Origin of the sequence: Arenimonas sp. (assembly GCF_041919775.1) — a bacterium.
GTDB lineage: Bacteria > Pseudomonadota > Gammaproteobacteria > Xanthomonadales > Xanthomonadaceae > Arenimonas.
Map to the genome: position 1 here is coordinate 33,018 of NZ_JAYRTE010000009.1, position 15,583 is coordinate 48,600.

The following is a 15,583-nucleotide window of genomic DNA, read 5'->3' on the forward strand; positions in this document are numbered from 1 at the left end:
CCGACATGAGCCACGAAAAGATCGAAACCAATGTCGGCTGGATGGCGATCCTGATCGCGATCGTCATCAGCTTCGGCGGCCTGGCTGAAATCGTGCCGCTGATGTACCAGGCCGAGACCGTCAAGCCGCTGCCGGGCGTGAAGCCCTACCCGCCGCTGGAACTGGCCGGCCGCGACGTCTACGTGCGCGAGGGCTGCTACAACTGCCACTCGCAGATGATCCGTACGCTGCGCCACGAAACCGAGCGCTATGGCCACTACTCGCTGGCCGGTGAATCGGTCTACGACCGCCCGTTCCAGTGGGGCAGCAAGCGCACCGGTCCGGACCTGGCCCGCGTCGGTGGTCGTTATTCCGACGACTGGCACCGCGTGCACCTGATGAATCCGCGCGACGTCGTGCCGGTGTCGAACATGCCGGGTTATCCCTTCCTGGCCGAGACCCCGGTGGACCCCGGCGTGGTGGCGCGGAACATGCGCGCCCTGCAGCGACTGGGCGACCCGTACACCGACGAGGAGATCGCGGGCGCCGCGGCGGCCGTGGCCGGAAAGTCCGAAATGGACGCGCTGATCGCCTACCTGCAGGGCCTCGGCAAGCACGCGCCGGTGAACTGACATGACCGCCGGCATCTCCACCGTCCTGCTGCTCATCCTGTTCCTGGTCGGCGTCGCCTGGGCCTACAGCCGCAAACGCAAGCCCGAGTTCGACGCCGCCGCCCGACTGCCCCTGGAAGAAGACCAGAGCGAGAACACCCCATGACTACCGGCTGGTCCCTATACGTCATTTTCCTCGTCGTCCTGAACATCGTCGGCTGCGCCTGGCTGCTGTGGTGGACGTCCAAGCGCCGCGGCGACGAAGCCCGCAACAACTCCGATACCACCGGCCATGTCTGGGACGGCGACCTCACCGAGTACAACAAGCCGCTGCCGCGCTGGTGGATCATCCTGTTCTGGCTGACCATCGCCTACTCGGTCGCCTACCTGGTCTGGTACCCCGGCCTGGGCAACTTCGCCGGCACCTCCGGCTGGACCTCGGCGAAGGAGCACGACGCCGACAAGGCCGAAGCCGACGCCCGCCTGGCGGAAGCCTTCGGCCGGTTCGACGGCATGCCGGTCGATGAGGTCGCCAAACACGAGGAAGCCGTTGCCTTCGGCGCCCGCCTGTTCCAGAACCACTGCGCGCAGTGCCATGGTTCCGACGCCCGCGGCGCCAAGGGTTTCCCCAACCTCACCGACGGCGACTGGCTCTGGGGCGGTTCGCCCGAGCAGATCCTGGCGACCATCGTCGATGGCCGGCAGGCGGCGATGCCGGCGCTGGGCGCCGCGATCGGCGGCGACGTGGGCGTCACCGAGGTCGCGGCCTACGTGCAGAGCCTGTCGGGCATCAAGGCCGACCCGGGCCTGGCCCAGGCCGGCAAGGCCAAGTACGCCGGCGTCTGCGCCGCCTGCCACGGCGTCGAAGGCAAGGGCAACCCGATCCTGGGCGCGCCCAACCTCACCGACGACACCTGGCTCTACGGCAGCGACTTCGCGACCATCAGCGAAGGCATCCGCAACGGCCGCAACGGCATGATGCCCGCGCACGGCCCGATCATCGGCGAGACCCGCAGCCGCCTCGTGGGCGCCTATGTCTGGACGATTTCCCACGGCAAGGACGCGGAGCCACCCGACGCCCCATGACCCATCCCGCCGACCGTTTCGACCACCCGCCCCGACCGCTGGCCCAGCGGCTCGGGGCGATCCTTTGGCCCAGCTTCTTCGCCGCCGGCGTGGCGACGATGGTGTTCTTCGCCTTCGTCGACCCGCTGCTGCTGCGCGACATGACCTTCCCGGAGGTCGAGATCAGCCGCGGCCTGGGCTACACGATCGGCTTCTTCATGTTCTGGGCCTGCACCGCGGCCAGCAGCCTGTTCACCTGGATCCTGCTGCGGCCCGCCAGCCGCTTCAACAAGCCTTTGGCGAAGGACTGAGCCATGGCCCGCAAGATCCCCAGCGAACTGGTCGACGAGGTATCGCTCTACGTCGCCGAGAAGAAGGTTTATCCGCGCGAGCAGGATGGCTTCACCCAGCGCCTGCGCAAGGCCGCGGTGATCTGGCTGCTGGGCATGTACTACGGCTTCGCCTGGCTGCAGTGGGACGACCGCCAGGCCGTGCTGTGGGACCTGCCGGCGCGCAAGTTCTACGTCTTCGGGCTGGTGTTCTGGCCGCAGGATTTCCTCTACCTGGCCCTGCTGCTGATCATGGCCGGGCTGTCGCTGTTCTTCTTCACCGCCGTCGCCGGCCGCCTGTGGTGCGGCTACGCCTGCCCGCAGACGGTGTGGACCGAAGTCTTCATCTGGATGGAGCGCTGGACCGAGGGCGACCGCAACAAGCGCATGAAGCTCGACGCGGGCCCCTGGAACCGCGAGAAGATCCTGCGCAAGGGATCGAAGCATTTCCTGTGGCTGGTGTTCGCGCTCTGGACCGGCTTCACCTTCGTCGGCTACTTCACCCCGATCCGCGACCTGGCCGCCCGCCTCTCGCCTTTTGAATGGGGCGGCTGGGAAATCTTCTGGGTGCTGTTCTATTCGCTGGCAACCTGGGGCAATGCCGGCGTGCTGCGCGAACAGGTCTGCAAGTACATGTGCCCCTACGCGCGCTTCCAGGGCGCGATGTTCGACCGCAACACCCTGATCATCGCCTACGACCCGCTGCGCGGCGAGCCACGCGGTCCGCGCAAGAAGGGCAAGCTGGCCAGCGTGCTCGAACGCGCCCGCGGCCTGCTGCCGCTCGACGTCGCCACCAGCGCCGTCGTGCACGCCTCCCAGCACCGCAGCGCCGCCGACCTGCAGGCCGGCGCCCGCGCCACCACCGGCCTGGTGGTCGACCAGCAGCACGGCCTGCCGCCGCCGCCCGAGGTCAACTCCCCCGAGGACCTGGGCGACTGCATCGACTGCACGATCTGCGTGCAGGTCTGCCCCACCGGCATCGACATCCGCAACGGCCTGCAGTACGAGTGCATCGCCTGCGGCGCCTGCGTGGACGCCTGCGACATGGTGATGGACAAGATGGGCTACCCGCGCGGCCTGGTGCGCTACACCTCGCAGAACGCGGTGGAAGGCAAGCACGTGCGCCTGCTGCGCCCGCGCGTGCTGGTCTACGGCGGCCTGCTGGTGGCGCTGGCGATCGGTTTCGCGGTCGGCATCGCCCAGCGCAGCCCGCTCATCGTCGACGTCATGCGCGACCGCAACGCGCTCTACCGCACCGCCGCCGACGGCAGCATCGAGAACGCCTACACCGTGCGCATCGTCAACAAGGACATCGCGCCGCGTGAGTTCACGATCCGCATCGAGGCCCCGGAGGGCATCACCCTGGTCGAGGCCGGCGCCGTGCACCGCGCAGCGGCCGAGGAAGTGCTGACCGTGCCGGTCACGCTGCGCGCCGCCGCCGGCGTGGCCAAGGGCCGCGTGGACCTCGACCTGGTGGTCGAATCGAGCGCCGAAGGCGTCAGCGAAACCGAGGAGACCCGTTTCTTCGGGCCGTTCTGATGGACACCAGCAAGCAATCCTTCTTCTCCCGCAACCCGGTGCTGTGGCTGGTGCTCGCAATTCCGGCCCTGACCATCGTCGCCGGCGTCTGGACGCTGGTCGTGGCCTCCGGCAACAGCGCGGTGGACGCCGACCCCGACCCGGTCCGGCGCACGGCGCAGGTGCAGGTCGCCTCGATCGAAGCCGATTCCGAGGCGCTGCGGCGCAAGCTGTCGGCGACGCTCGTGATCGAGGGCGATACTGCCCTGCTCCGGCTCGACCAGGCCACCGGCCCGCGCGCGCCCGTGCTGCAGCTGGTGCACCCGCTGGAATCGTCGCTGGACCAGCAGCTTGGCTTCGTGCCCGACCCGCGCGGCTGGCGCACCGACGGCCCGGTCGCCGCGACGCACGTCTGGCAGCTGCGCCTGGTCGCCGACGACGGCAGCTGGCGACTGGTCGGGCGCTACCATCCCGGCGACACCGAGGTCGCGCTGGCACCCGCCCTCGCGGCGCCGTGAACCCGGCGGCACCGTCGGGCTGCTTCCACTGCGGCGAGCCCCTGCCCGCCGACCCCGTGCGCGTGCGCCTGGACGGCGCCGAGCGCGAGGTCTGCTGCACCGGCTGCGGCGCCGCCGCCAGCTGGATCCGCGATGCCGGCCTGGGTGACTACTACCGCCTGCGCGATTCCGCCGGTGCCCGCGTCGACCTGGCGCCGGCCGACTACAGCGCCTGGGACCGCGCCGACGTGCAGGCCGGCCACGCCATCGACACGCCCGAAGGCCGCGAGATCACCGTCGTCTGCGAAGGCATGCACTGCGCCGCCTGCGCCTGGCTGATCGACCACGCGCTGCGCCGCGAACCCGGCGTCAGCGACGCCGGCGCCAATGCCATCACCGGCCGCGTGCGCATCGCCTGGGATCCGCAGCGCACGCCGCTGTCGCGCGTGCTGGCCCGGCTGGCCTCGCTGGGCTACCGCCCGCACCTGGCCCAGGGCGAAACCGCCGAGCGCGAGCGCCGCCGCGAGCGCAACCGTCTGATCGCCCGGCTGGGCGTCGCCGCCTTGGGCACCACGCAGGCGATGATGTTCGCCGAAGCGCTGTACCTGGACACCGCCAATGAGATGGCGCCGGCGACGCGCGACTTCTTCCGCTGGATCACCTTCCTGGTATCCACGCCCGTGGTGTTTTTCTCCGGCTGGCCCTTCATTGCCGGCATGGCCACCGAACTGCGCGAACGCCGGCCGGGCATGGACACGCTGGTGGCGACCTCGGTGCTGCTGGCCTATTTCGCCAGCCTGGTCGAAACGCTGCGTGGGGGCACCCATGTCTGGTTCGACGCCGCCGTAATGTTCGTGCTGTTCCTGCTGGCGGCGCGTTTCCTCGAGCGCATGGCGCGCCGCCAGGCCAGCGCACGCCTGGATACGCTGGCGAGGGCGCAGCCGGCCCTGGCCTGGCGCGAAAGCGGCAGCGGACGCGAGCAGGTGCCGGTCTCGGCGCTGGCCACGGGCGACGTGGTGCAGGTGGGCGCCGGCGACACGGTGCCGGCCGACGGCGACCTGCTCGACGATGCCGCAGCGCTGGACGAATCCCTGCTGACCGGCGAATCCACCGCCGTCGCCAAGACCGCCGGCGATCCGCTTTACGCCGGCAGCGCCTGCCGCGAAGCGCCGCTGCGCCTGCGCGTCACCCGCACCGGCGCCGACACGCGGCTGTCGCAGCTGGTGCGCGCGGTCGACCGCGCGCAGTCGACGCGGCCGCGCGTGGCGCGCTTCGCCGACGCAGTGGCGCAGCGCTTCGTGCTGTCGCTGTTCGTCGCGGCGATCATCGTGTTCGCGGTCTGGTGGCAGCTGCAGCCGGAGCGGGCCTTTGAAATCGCGCTGGCAGTGCTGGTGGTCAGCTGCCCCTGCGCGCTGTCGCTGGCGGTGCCCACGGCCCTGGCCACGGCGCACGGCACGCTGGCGCGCTGGGGCGTGCTGGCCCTGGGCGCGGATTCGCTGGAAAGCCTGGCGCAGGCCGACTTCGTCGTGCTCGACAAGACCGGCACGCTGACCCTCGGCCAGCCGCGCCTGCATGAGGAACAGGCCATCGAGGGCGACATCGGCCAATGGCGGCGCATCGCCGCCGCGCTGGAAGCCAACGCCGGCCACCCCCTGGCCCTGGCCTTCGCGATGCCCGACGTGCCCGTCGCCACCGCGGTGCGCACCCTGCCCGGCCACGGCGTGCAGGGCGAGGTGGATGGCCGTGCGTATCGCCTCGGGCGCGCGGAGTTCGCCGCCGGGCGCGAAGACGATGGCGCGCTGTGGCTGGGCGACGGCCAGACCGCCCTTGCCCGCTTTCAAACCAGCGACCCGGTGCGTCCGGACGCCGCCGAGGCCGTGGCCAATCTGCGCGCCCTGGGCCTGCCGCCGCACCTGCTCAGCGGCGACGGCGAAGACAGCGTCGCCACGGTCGCCGGCCAGCTTGGCATCGAGGACTTCGCATCGCGGCAATCACCCGAAGACAAACTCGAAGCGGTGCGCGCGCTCCAGGCCCAGGGCCGACGCGTGCTCGCGGTCGGCGACGGCATCAACGACGCGCCGGTGCTGGCCGGCGCCGATGTCTCGGTGGCAATGGCCGGCGGTGCGCCGCTCGCGCATCGCTCGGCCGACCTGGTGCTGGCCGGCAGTGCGCTGATGCGCCTGCCGCAGGCCGTCCAGCTTGCCCGGCGTACGCGCCGGATCATCGGCCAGAACCTCGGCTGGGCGCTGGCCTACAATGTCATAGCCCTGCCGCTGGCGGCGATGGGCCTGATCGGCCCCGGGCTGGCCGCGCTGGGCATGGCCGCCTCCTCGCTGGTCGTCACCGCTAACGCCCTGCGCCTGGGGCGCACAAAAGGGGTAACCGCGTGAACATCCTGCTTGCCCTGATCCCGGTTTCGCTGCTGCTGCTTGGCGCGGCGATCTGGTTTTTCCTGTGGGCGGTCAGGCGCGGGCAGTTCGACGACCTCGACACGCCGGCGCTGGACATGCTGCGCGAAGACGACCGCCCGGCCCCGGCCCCCGAAGCGCGCGACAAGCGCGAACGACGCGACGCCGACTGATGCCGGTCGACCTGCTGGTGCTGGGCGCGGCGCTGCTGACCGGCCTGCTGGGCGGCGTGCACTGCATCGCGATGTGCGGCGGCATCGCCACCGGGCTGGCCGCGACCGCGCCCAAACCGGGACTTGGCACCGCGTTCGCGCTCAACGGTGGCCGGGTGCTGGGTTACACGATGGCCGGCGCCCTGGTCGGGGCCTTCGGCGGCGGCCTGCTGCTGCTCGCCCGCTCCGAGGCGCTGGCCACGGGCCTGCGCCTGGCCATGGGCGGCGTGCTGATCCTGGTCGCGGTGCGCCTGCTGTGGCCGCGCAAACTCGGTTTCCTCTCGCGCGGCGGCGCCTGGTTCTGGAAGATGCTGCGCCCGCTGCAGTCGCGGCTGCCCGCGCACGGTCCCTGGCGGCCATGGGCGCAGGGCCTGCTCTGGGGCTGGCTGCCCTGCGGCCTGTCGAGCACGGTGCTGGTCGCCGCGTGGCTGGAAGCCAGCGCCCTGCACGGCGCCCTGGTGATGGCCAGCTTCGGCATCGGCACGATGGCGACGATGGTGCCGGTCACCTGGAGCGGCGCGCGGCTCGGGCAGCTGCTGGCCAACCGCGCCTGGCGCTACGGCGCCGCCGGCTTCATCGCGCTTGCCGGCCTGGTCACCCTGGCCGCTCCCTGGCTGGCCACGCAGCCGGCGATCCACTCGGTGCTCGAAGCCCTGGGCTGCCGTTCGGTCTGAATGCGCAGGCGCCCTCCCGACCTGGATGGACTCGCCGCGAGCACGCTGCAGCTGCCCCCCGGCGATTGGCCGACGGTGCTCGATTGCCTGTGTGATCGGTTTCCGGCGATTGCGCGTGTGTCGTGGCTGGATCGCATGGCGCGCGGGCGCGTGCTGGACGACCGGGGCCATGGGATTTCACCGGAAACGCCGTTCCGGGTCGGGCTCGAGGTGCACTACTACCGCGAGGTCGCCGACGAGCCACGGATTCCCTTCGAGGAGGCCGTGCTGCACGCCGACGAACACCTGCTGGTGGCGGACAAGCCGCATTTCCTGCCGGTCGCGCCCGCCGGCGCCCACGTCCATGAAACCCTGCTCGGCCGGCTGGTACGCCGCACCGGCAATCCGAACCTGGTGCCACTGCATCGCATCGATCGCGAAACCGCCGGCCTGGTCCTGTTCTCGACCAATCCCCGGTCGCGCGCGCGCTACCAGGCGCTGTTCCGCGATCGGCGCATCGGGAAGCACTACGAGGCCTTGGCCCCTGCCCTTCCCGACATCGGTTTTCCGCTCGTGCGCTCAAGCCGCCTCGTCGCCGGCGAGCCCTTCTTCCGCATGCAGGAAACCGCGGGGCCGGCGAACAGCGAAACCGGCATCGACGTACTCGAACGCATCGGTGCCTTGTGGCGCTACGCGCTGGCGCCGGTCACCGGCCGCAAGCACCAGCTGCGCGTGCACATGGCGGCACTGGGCGCACCGATCGCCAATGACCCGCTCTACCCCACGGTCAGGCACCGCGACCCGGCGGACTTTTCGGCGCCGCTGAAGCTGCTGGCGAAGACGCTCTCGTTCGCCGACCCGTTCGACGGGACCGAACGACGGTTCTGCAGCCAACTCAGCCTGGATGCCTGAAACAGGCGGGGCGAAAAGTCCGCCCCGCCCCGGGATTCAGCAGCCCAGTGCGTCGCCCAGCGCGTCGGCGGCTTCACGCAGCTCGGCGGCGGTGGCTGCATCGATCTGGCGGCTGCGCTGCATCGCATTGACCTGGTTGTGGAAGGCACCCAGCGAGCCGCAGGCCGTGGCCGTGTCACCGGCGTCGATCGCCGCGAGCACGCTGGCGAACTTGCTGTCGAGCGCGGCGCCCTGGCCCCGGCGCAGGCGGCCGTCGTCCACCAGGTCCTGCACGAGTTCGCGGCCGTCTTCGGCGAGCTCGGCCGGCGTCGCCTCGTCGGCTTCCGCAAGGAACCTGACGAAGGTGGTGCCGGCGCTGGTGTAGAGGATGGCGAAGCTGTCGTCCGTCACCAGCGGATGGGTCGGGATGTCCTGGCTGTCGATCATGATCGGGAAACCGCCCGGACCGGCGTCGAAGTCCAGGAAATCGACCTCCGCGCGGGTCAGCGGCAGGCCGCCCAGGCTGCCGGCGGTAGGAATGCCGGCGAAGAACACCTGGTCCGAATTGCCGCCAACCTCGTTGTCGAAAGTCTGCACCGTGCCCGTGCCCACCTGCGCATCCACGCCGACGGCCGGGATGCTGATGCGAAGGGCGACCAGGCCACCGTGGAAGACGCCGTTGCCGGGATGCGGGTCAGTGTCGGCGGCCGTCGTTTCAACGGTGTAGCTGACCGAGATCTCCTGGCCGGCGGCAAAAAGCGCGGCCTGTGCGCCCGAGGAGCTCGTGACGACACCCTGGTAGGAAACCGTGGCTTCTTCCGCGTAGGCGGGGGCAACGATCGCGCTGGCCAGGGCCAGGGCGAGAAGCGGTATACGACGAGACATGCGGGAACCTCCTGCCGGGGGGATGGCGGGCCCGCCCTCCCCGGGCGGGTTGCCGTCGTCCTTTCCAACGAGGGATGGTGCGCACTGCGGACAGGCCGGGCATCGCGCCCGGCCGCCGCAGCCCGGGCCCGGCGGGCTCAGCCTTTGCGCGAGCGCGGGTCGGGACCGGCCGGTGCCCGCCCCTTGGCGGTGCCAGCCACCGGCGCATGCACGAGCTCGTCCAGTCGCGCCCGGTCGAGGATTTTCAGCTGCCGGCCGCGCACGGCGATCACACCTTCGTCCTGCAGCTTGGTCAACGTCCGGCTGACGGTTTCGATGACCAGGCCCAGGTAGCTGGCGATGTCTTCGCGGCTCATCGGCAGGGTGAAGACATCACCGGGTTGGCCAAGCAGCTTGTAGCGCTCGGACAGGCCGTGCAGGAACAGCGCCACGCGCTCGTGCGCCTGGCGGCGGCCCAGCATTTCCAGGTGCGACTGGTCGCGGTTGATGCCCTGGCCGATGATGCGCAGCAGCTGGTGCTGCAGCCCCGGCACTTCGCGGCAGACCGTTTCAAGCTGGCCCATCGGGATTTCGCACACGCTGGCCGGCGACAGCGCCTCGGCCTCGCAGGCGTGTTTGCCGGTGCCCATCGCGTCCAGGCCCATCAGTTCGCCCGGCAGGTGGAAACCGACCACCTGCTGCTCGCCCTCGGCGTCGATGGCCACCGTCTTGAACGCCCCTTCGCGCGCCACGTACAGCGAACCCAGCGGCTGGCCGGAGCGGAACAGCGCGTCGCCCTTGCCCAGCGGCCGGCGCGTGCGCACGATTTCATCGAGCTGTTCGAGGTCGCGGCCGCCGATACCGGCCGGCAGGCACAGCACGTGCAGCGAACACTGCGCGCAACTTCGCCGCAGCCGGTCGAGGTCGAGTACTTCAGCCGTCATGTCAGTCCTTCGCCGGCTCCGCGGCGTCTTCCGCGGTCCAGCGCTTGAGCCAGGCGTTGACGGTGTCATGCCAGAGAACGCTGTTGTGCGGCTTGAGGATCCAGTGGTTTTCGTCCGGGAAATACAGCAGCTGGCTGGGCACGCCCTGGCGCTGGGCCGCCGAGAACGCCGCCAGGCCCTGTTCGACCAGCACGCGGTAGTCGAGCTGGCCGTGGATCACCAGCATCGGGGACTGCCACTTGCCGACGTGGTTGATCGGGTTGAACTTCTCGTAGGCCTCGGGCTGCTGCACCGGGGTGCCGCGGTTTTCCCACTCGGTGAACCAGAGCTCTTCGGTGTTGAAGCCCATGATTCGGGTGTCGACCACGCCGGCGTGGTTGACCAGGCAGTCAAAGCCGTCCGGCCAGTTGCCGGCGATCCAGGCCACCATGTAGCCGCCGTAGCTGCCGCCCAGGGCGCAGGCGCGCTCGCCGTCGAGGAAGGAATACTTCTGCTGCGCGGCGGCCCAGCCCTTGCGCAGGTCCTCGAGCGGCTTGCCGCCCCAGTCGCCGCTGATCGAATCGGTGAAGGCCTGGCCGTAGCCGACCGAGCCGTGGAAGTCGATCATCACCACCGCGAAACCGGCACCGGCATAGGTCTGCGGATTCCAGCGGTAATGGAAATTGTTGCCGAAGCTGCCCTGCGGGCCGCCGTGGATCAGGAAGGCCACCGGATAACGCTTGCCTTCCTTGTAGCCCGCCGGCTTGACCACGTAGCCGTGAACGGTTTCGTCGTTCCAGCCCTTGAAGCTGAACTGCTCGAAGCCACCGAACTGAATGTCCTCCAGGACCTCGGCGTTGTTGTTGGTGACCTGCCGCGCCTGGCTGCCGTCGGCCCTGGCCACGAAGGCCTGGGCCGGGGAATCGAGGTCTTCGAAGGTGTAGGCCAGGGTCTCGCCGGCCAGGTCGTAACCGCCGACGGTGCCGCCGCCGACGATCTTCTGCGCCTGCCCGCTGGCGATGTCGATCCGGTACAGCGCATAGGTGCCGACGTCGGAGGTGGTGGTGTAGATCGACTTGCCGTCGGCCGAAAGCGTGATGTTGCTGGCCGAACGGTCCCAGCCCGGCGCGATCTCGCGGGTCTCGCCGCTGGCCATGTCCATCGCCATCAGCGCGAGGCGGTCGGCCTCGAAGCCCGGGTGTTTCATCGCGCGGTAGTAAAGCGTCTTGCCGTCGGCCGAGAACACCGGTCCGCCGTCGAGGGCGGCGTTGGCTTCGGTCAGGTTCTTCGGCGCGCCGCTGCCGGTGGCGCGCGCGAGGTAGAGGTCGTAATCGGTGGACCAGGCTTCCTCGCGACCCACGGCTTTCGCCGCGAAGACCAGCGACTGGCCGTCAGGCGCCCAGGTGTAGTCGTCCTTGCCGCCGAAGGGCTTGGCCGGGACATCGCCCTCGATGCCGGCGCTGACGCGCGCCGGTTCGCTGCCGGCCTTGCCCTCGTCGGTGAAGCGGGCCACGAACAGCTGGTTGCGGCGCCCGTCCTTCCAGGTGTCCCAGTGGCGGACGAACAGGTTGTCGTACACCACGCCGCTGGCCTTGCCGGCGGCGCGCGCATCCAGCCTGTCCTTCGTGCAGGCCAGGGTGCCGCAGTCGGTGAAGACCTCGAAGCTCAGCGCCAGGGCCTTGCCGTCGGGCGAGAGCTTGAAGGTGCCGACCGGCAGCGGATAGTCACTGACCTGCACCGGTTCACCGGCGCCGATGTCCTGCTTCCAGACCTGGGACGAACCCGACTTCGACGACAGGAAATACACGCTGCGCCCATCAGGCCCGAAGGCGGCGCTGCTGGCCGGAAACCCTTCCGGCGTGAAACGCACCGGCGGCGCCGCGTCGCGCGCGCGAAGGTCCTCGATCCACAGGCCGGTGCTGGCCTTGTTGGCCTCGAAATCGACTTCGCGCACCGTCACCAGCAGGTGCCGGCCGTCCGGCGACAGCGTCGGCGCGGACACGCGCTCGAGCGTGACCAGGTCGCGGGCGTCCAGGCCACGCGGCGATTCGGCGGCGGCAAGCGCCGGCAGGACCAGGGCGGCCAGGCAAAGCGGGAGTTTCCGGATCATCGGGGTTCCTCGGTTCAGTGGTAGCCGATCTGCACCGCCACCACGAGGGCGACGGCCGCGGCCAGGGTCAGTTTCAGCAACAGCGGCCAGATGAAGCGCAGCCAGCGGTCGTAGGGGATCCCGGCGATGCCCAGGATGCTCATCAGCACGATGTTGGTGGGCACGATCATGTTCGAGAAGCCGTCGCCGAACTGGTAGGCCAGCACGGCGGTCTGGCGGCTCACGCCGACCAGGTCGCCCAGCGGCGCCATGATCGGCATCGTCACGAAGGCCTGGCCGCTGCCGGAGGGAATGAAGAAGTTGATCAGCGTCTGCACCAGCAGCATGCCCACCGCCGCCAGCTCGGGGCCCACCGTCTGCAGCGGCCCCGCCAGCGCGTTCACCAGCGTGTGCAGCAGCTGGCCTTCTTCGAGGATCAGCGCGATCGAGCGGGCGAAGCCCACCAGCACGGCGGTGCCGGCCAGCTCCGATGCGCCGGTGATGAAATGGCGGGCGGTGCCGTCGCCGCCGAGGCCGGCGACCAGGCCCGCGACGATGGCCAGGGCCAGGAACAGCGCGCCCAGCTCCACCAGGTACCAGCCCTGCTGGCTGATGCCCCAGACCATCGCCGCCAGCACCGCCAGCGACAGCAGCAGCACCAGCAGGCGCCGGCCCTGCAGGCGCGGAAACGTGGTGGGCGGCAGGTAGCGGGGCTCGAGGCCCTGCATCAGGCTTTTCGAGGGGTCGGCCTGCACTTTTCGCGAATACGACCACACGTGGTGCACGCCGATGGCCACGAAAGGCACGAACAGCGCCAGCCGGAACTCCCAGCCCGAGGTCGGCGCCAGCCCGGCCACGCCCTGGGCGATCTGCACCGTGAAGGGGTTCAGCGCCGCGACGCCGTAACCGATGCCGTAACCGCCGATCATGATTCCCATCGCGGTGATCGCGTCCATGCGCATGGCCAGGCACAGCGCGATCAGCATCGCGGCGAACGGGATGTATTCCTCGGCGATGCCGATGGCGCCCGAACCGGCCGCGAACACCAGCATGCCGCCGCTGATCAGCCACAGCGGCCGCTGGCCGACCTTGCGCAGCACGCTGCCCAGCAGCGCGTCGATCATGCCGGTGGCGCGCAGCACGCCGACGGCGCCGCCGACGATCAGCACGAAGAAGATGATGTCCTGCGCCGCCGCCAGCGCCCGCGGCACCACCGTGAACAGCGTGTACCAGGGCAGGTGCACCCGTTCTTCGGCCAGGGCGTAGGTGCCCGGCACCACCAGCGCGTGGCCCTTGCCGTCGTCGACCGTGTCGAAGCTGCCCTGCGGCAGCAGCCAGGTGGCGACCAGCGCCAGCGCCATCATCGCGAACAGCAGCACCAGCGTATGCGGGACCCGCAGGGGCTTGGACATGGGCCTATCCAGTCGGTGACCGGGTGAGTATAGGAAAAACCGCGGCCCCTTGCGGAAACGGCGCCCCGAAGGGCGCCGTTCCGGAGGGACGGGCGCGACCTGGAATCAGTTCGTACCGGCCGTGCGCTCGGCGTCGCCGACCTCGACCTTGCCGCCGATGTGGGATTTGAAGAAGTCCAGCATCTGGGTGTAGAGGTTCACGCGGTTCTCGACGCCGTAGAAACCGTGCATCTCGCCGGACTGGATGATCATGCCCTCGGGCGTGTTGCCGGCACGCTCGAGCGCCGCGTACATCTTCTCGGTGTGCTCGGGCGGGCAGCGCGGGTCGCGGGCACCGGCGGCCAGGAAGACCGGGATGTCGATCTTCTCGACGTGGTTGATCGGCGACATCGCATCCTGTTCGGCGCGGGTCGAACCGAAGGCACGGTCGAGGTAGCTGCGGCCGTCGGCGCGGTCGCCGGTGTCGCTGAGCCGGTACTGGATCTGCGCGTCGTACATGCCCACGTAGCCAAAGGCGCACTTGAACAGGTCCTGCTCGACGGCCGGCGCCATCATCGCCGAATAACCGCCGAAGCTGCCGCCGTAGATGCAGATGCGCTGAGGGTCAGCCACGCCTTCGTTGATGGCCCAGCGGGTGGCGTCGATGATGTCGTGCATGATGCCGGTGTTCCACTGGCCGTAGGCCATGTCCTCGAAGGCCTTGCCGAAGCCGCCCGAACCGCGGAAGTTGACCTGCAGCGTGGCGTAACCGCGGCTGGCGAAGAGCTGGGTTTCCGGGTTGTAGCCCCAGTTGTCGCGCGGGCCCATCGGACCGCCGTGCGGGTTGACGATCATCGGCAGGTTCTTGCCGTCGCTGCCCTTGGGGATCGTCAGGTAGCCGTAGATGCGCATGCCGTCGCGGTTGACGAAGTCGAAGGCGCGCACGGACGCCGAGTTTTCCGGGTTGACCCACTCGCGGGCCTTCATCAGGAAACGCGCCTTGCCCGAATCGCGGTCGTAGAGGTAGAGCTCGCCCGGATTGCGGTCGCTGTAAACCGACACGACGATCATGTCGCCGTCGCGGGTGGCGCTGCTGAAGTTCACCACCTGGCCCGGGAAGGCCGCGGCCAGCGAACCATACAGTTCGGTGTCGGGATGGTTGGGTTCGACGACGTGGATCTTCGGGATGCCCGCCTCGGTGATCACGGCGAGCGGCTTCTCGTCGGTCGGCGACTCGACCCAGCCCGAGACCTCGGAAACCGGGTCCTGGAACATCTTCTGGAACTGGCCGGTCTGGCGGTCGATCGTGCCCAGCGCGGCCGGGGCCTTGCCGTCGTCCTCGACGGCGTAGATCGTGCCGTCCTTGGCCGAACCGACCACGCGCAGCTGCTTGCCGCCGCCCATCCGGGCGTTGTTGACCAGGCTCCACTTGCCGCCCTGGTACTGGTAGAGCTCGGTGCGGGTGTCGTACTCGCCCTTTTCGTTCTTCTGGTCGAAGCAGACCGCGTAGCGCGGCGCCTTCTTTTCATCGACCTGGATACTGCAGTTCTCGCGCGGCGCCGAGGCCAGGGTCTTGCGGTTGCCGGTGATCGTATCGACCATCACCAGCTCGGTGTTCGAGCCGGTGCTCGAGCGCGCGGACGAGGAGGACATCAGCACGTTGCGCGGGTCGTCCACCAGCGGGTCGACCATGCTGAAGAACTCGTTGAACACCGCCTTGGCCCGCTCGGCGGCACCACGGCTGCCGTAGAAGATGACCGGGCGCGGCTGGCTGCCATCGGCGTTGACGGCATACCACTCGCCGGTGCCGCGCGGCGCCACGAAGCTGCCGACCTTGCGGGTGGCGGTGAAGATCAGGCGGTCGTCGCCGATCCACTGGTAACCGGCCACGGACTTCTCGTCCGGCAGCACGTTCACCTTCATCAGCTTCATGTCCTTGAGGCGGATGACGGTGAGCACGTCCTGGCCGCCGCGGTCGACGCCCATGGCCAGGTATTCGCCATTGGGCGAGATGCGGGCGCTGGAATAGGTGGCGTGCCGCATGAAGTGCTCGACCGAGGGCAACTCGGCGGCGGAAGCCCCGGCGCCTGCAAGCAGGGCCAGCGCGGTAAGGACGGATTTCATCGTGATTCCCCGGTTCAGTGAAAGATGAC

Annotated in this window: 15 protein-coding genes; 10 read left to right on the top strand and 5 right to left on the bottom strand. The window is 69.6% G+C overall.

Going from position 1 to position 15,583, the window contains the following annotated elements; translation table 11 throughout:
• Positions 1-5: 5 nt before the first annotated feature.
• The 10 genes from ccoO to ACE3TE_RS07225 are packed head-to-tail and all read left to right on the top strand — an operon-like array spanning position 6 to position 8,184.
• On the top strand, positions 6-611 hold the full coding sequence (gene ccoO, locus ACE3TE_RS07180) for a cytochrome-c oxidase, cbb3-type subunit II (RefSeq protein WP_374603552.1): 606 nt from the start codon (positions 6-8) through the stop codon (positions 609-611).
• Position 612: 1 nt separating this feature from the next.
• Positions 613-756 (top strand): cbb3-type cytochrome oxidase subunit 3, encoded by a 144-nt coding sequence (locus tag ACE3TE_RS07185; RefSeq protein ID WP_374603554.1) that lies wholly within the window; start codon positions 613-615, stop codon positions 754-756.
• Entirely contained in the window at positions 753-1,676 is a 924-nt protein-coding gene (gene ccoP / locus ACE3TE_RS07190) for a cytochrome-c oxidase, cbb3-type subunit III (protein ID WP_374603555.1), read from the top strand. Before ACE3TE_RS07185 ends, ccoP begins: the two co-directional genes overlap by 4 nt.
• A complete protein-coding gene (locus ACE3TE_RS07195; protein WP_374603557.1) occupies positions 1,673-1,966 on the top strand; it encodes a hypothetical protein in 294 nt (97 codons plus the stop codon). Before ccoP ends, ACE3TE_RS07195 begins: the two co-directional genes overlap by 4 nt.
• 3 nt (positions 1,967-1,969) lie before the next feature.
• Positions 1,970-3,523 carry a 4Fe-4S dicluster domain-containing protein gene (locus ACE3TE_RS07200; protein ID WP_374603559.1) on the top strand — a complete coding sequence of 518 codons (1,554 nt, stop codon included), beginning with the start codon at positions 1,970-1,972 and terminating at the stop codon, positions 3,521-3,523.
• The gene (locus tag ACE3TE_RS07205; RefSeq protein ID WP_374603560.1) at positions 3,523-4,020 is read left to right on the top strand and encodes a FixH family protein; all 498 of its coding nucleotides are present in this window, start codon (positions 3,523-3,525) and stop codon (positions 4,018-4,020) included. Before ACE3TE_RS07200 ends, ACE3TE_RS07205 begins: the two co-directional genes overlap by 1 nt.
• Positions 4,017-6,389: a heavy metal translocating P-type ATPase gene (locus ACE3TE_RS07210; protein WP_374603562.1), complete on the top strand. Its 2,373-nt coding sequence runs from the start codon at positions 4,017-4,019 to the stop codon at positions 6,387-6,389. The genes ACE3TE_RS07205 and ACE3TE_RS07210 overlap by 4 nt, the downstream gene beginning before the upstream one ends.
• Positions 6,386-6,580, top strand: coding sequence for a cbb3-type cytochrome oxidase assembly protein CcoS (gene ccoS, locus ACE3TE_RS07215; protein WP_374603564.1), 195 nt, complete (start codon positions 6,386-6,388; stop codon positions 6,578-6,580). The genes ACE3TE_RS07210 and ccoS overlap by 4 nt, the downstream gene beginning before the upstream one ends.
• The gene (locus ACE3TE_RS07220) at positions 6,580-7,293 is read left to right on the top strand and encodes a sulfite exporter TauE/SafE family protein (RefSeq protein ID WP_374603566.1); all 714 of its coding nucleotides are present in this window, start codon (positions 6,580-6,582) and stop codon (positions 7,291-7,293) included. The genes ccoS and ACE3TE_RS07220 overlap by 1 nt, the downstream gene beginning before the upstream one ends.
• Complete coding sequence (locus tag ACE3TE_RS07225) at positions 7,294-8,184, top strand: pseudouridine synthase (protein WP_374603567.1); 891 nt, start codon at positions 7,294-7,296, stop codon at positions 8,182-8,184.
• Positions 8,185-8,220: 36 nt separating this feature from the next.
• Here ACE3TE_RS07225 and ACE3TE_RS07230 read toward each other — a convergent pair whose 3' ends face one another.
• The 5 genes from ACE3TE_RS07230 to ACE3TE_RS07250 form a co-directional block, all read right to left on the bottom strand.
• On the bottom strand, positions 8,221-9,048 hold the full coding sequence (locus ACE3TE_RS07230; protein WP_374603569.1) for a hypothetical protein: 828 nt from the start codon (positions 9,046-9,048) through the stop codon (positions 8,221-8,223).
• A gap of 137 nt (positions 9,049-9,185) precedes the next feature.
• Complete coding sequence (locus ACE3TE_RS07235; RefSeq protein WP_374603571.1) at positions 9,186-9,971, bottom strand: helix-turn-helix domain-containing protein; 786 nt, start codon at positions 9,969-9,971, stop codon at positions 9,186-9,188.
• A 1-nt stretch (position 9,972) separates the two neighbouring features.
• Positions 9,973-12,060 carry a prolyl oligopeptidase family serine peptidase gene (locus ACE3TE_RS07240; RefSeq protein WP_374603573.1) on the bottom strand — a complete coding sequence of 696 codons (2,088 nt, stop codon included), beginning with the start codon at positions 12,058-12,060 and terminating at the stop codon, positions 9,973-9,975.
• Between the two features lie 14 nt (positions 12,061-12,074).
• Positions 12,075-13,451, bottom strand: coding sequence for a YfcC family protein (locus ACE3TE_RS07245; protein ID WP_374603575.1), 1,377 nt, complete (start codon positions 13,449-13,451; stop codon positions 12,075-12,077).
• A gap of 105 nt (positions 13,452-13,556) precedes the next feature.
• Positions 13,557-15,554, bottom strand: a complete 1,998-nt coding sequence (locus ACE3TE_RS07250; protein WP_374603577.1) for a prolyl oligopeptidase family serine peptidase — start codon at positions 15,552-15,554, stop codon at positions 13,557-13,559.
• Between the last annotated feature and the right edge of the window lie 29 nt (positions 15,555-15,583).

Coding starts and splice junctions, on each gene's coding strand:
- ACE3TE_RS07220 (WP_374603566.1), top strand. CDS start 6,580: ATGCCGGTCGACCTGCTGGTGCTGGGCGCGGCGCTGCTGACCGGCCTG.
- ACE3TE_RS07240 (WP_374603573.1), bottom strand. CDS start 12,060: ATGATCCGGAAACTCCCGCTTTGCCTGGCCGCCCTGGTCCTGCCGGCG.
- ACE3TE_RS07200 (WP_374603559.1), top strand. CDS start 1,970: ATGGCCCGCAAGATCCCCAGCGAACTGGTCGACGAGGTATCGCTCTAC.
- ACE3TE_RS07205 (WP_374603560.1), top strand. CDS start 3,523: ATGGACACCAGCAAGCAATCCTTCTTCTCCCGCAACCCGGTGCTGTGG.
- ACE3TE_RS07195 (WP_374603557.1), top strand. CDS start 1,673: ATGACCCATCCCGCCGACCGTTTCGACCACCCGCCCCGACCGCTGGCC.
- ACE3TE_RS07225 (WP_374603567.1), top strand. CDS start 7,294: ATGCGCAGGCGCCCTCCCGACCTGGATGGACTCGCCGCGAGCACGCTG.
- ccoP (WP_374603555.1), top strand. CDS start 753: ATGACTACCGGCTGGTCCCTATACGTCATTTTCCTCGTCGTCCTGAAC.
- ACE3TE_RS07185 (WP_374603554.1), top strand. CDS start 613: ATGACCGCCGGCATCTCCACCGTCCTGCTGCTCATCCTGTTCCTGGTC.
- ACE3TE_RS07235 (WP_374603571.1), bottom strand. CDS start 9,971: ATGACGGCTGAAGTACTCGACCTCGACCGGCTGCGGCGAAGTTGCGCG.
- ACE3TE_RS07245 (WP_374603575.1), bottom strand. CDS start 13,451: ATGTCCAAGCCCCTGCGGGTCCCGCATACGCTGGTGCTGCTGTTCGCG.
- ACE3TE_RS07230 (WP_374603569.1), bottom strand. CDS start 9,048: ATGTCTCGTCGTATACCGCTTCTCGCCCTGGCCCTGGCCAGCGCGATC.
- ACE3TE_RS07250 (WP_374603577.1), bottom strand. CDS start 15,554: ATGAAATCCGTCCTTACCGCGCTGGCCCTGCTTGCAGGCGCCGGGGCT.
- ccoO (WP_374603552.1), top strand. CDS start 6: ATGAGCCACGAAAAGATCGAAACCAATGTCGGCTGGATGGCGATCCTG.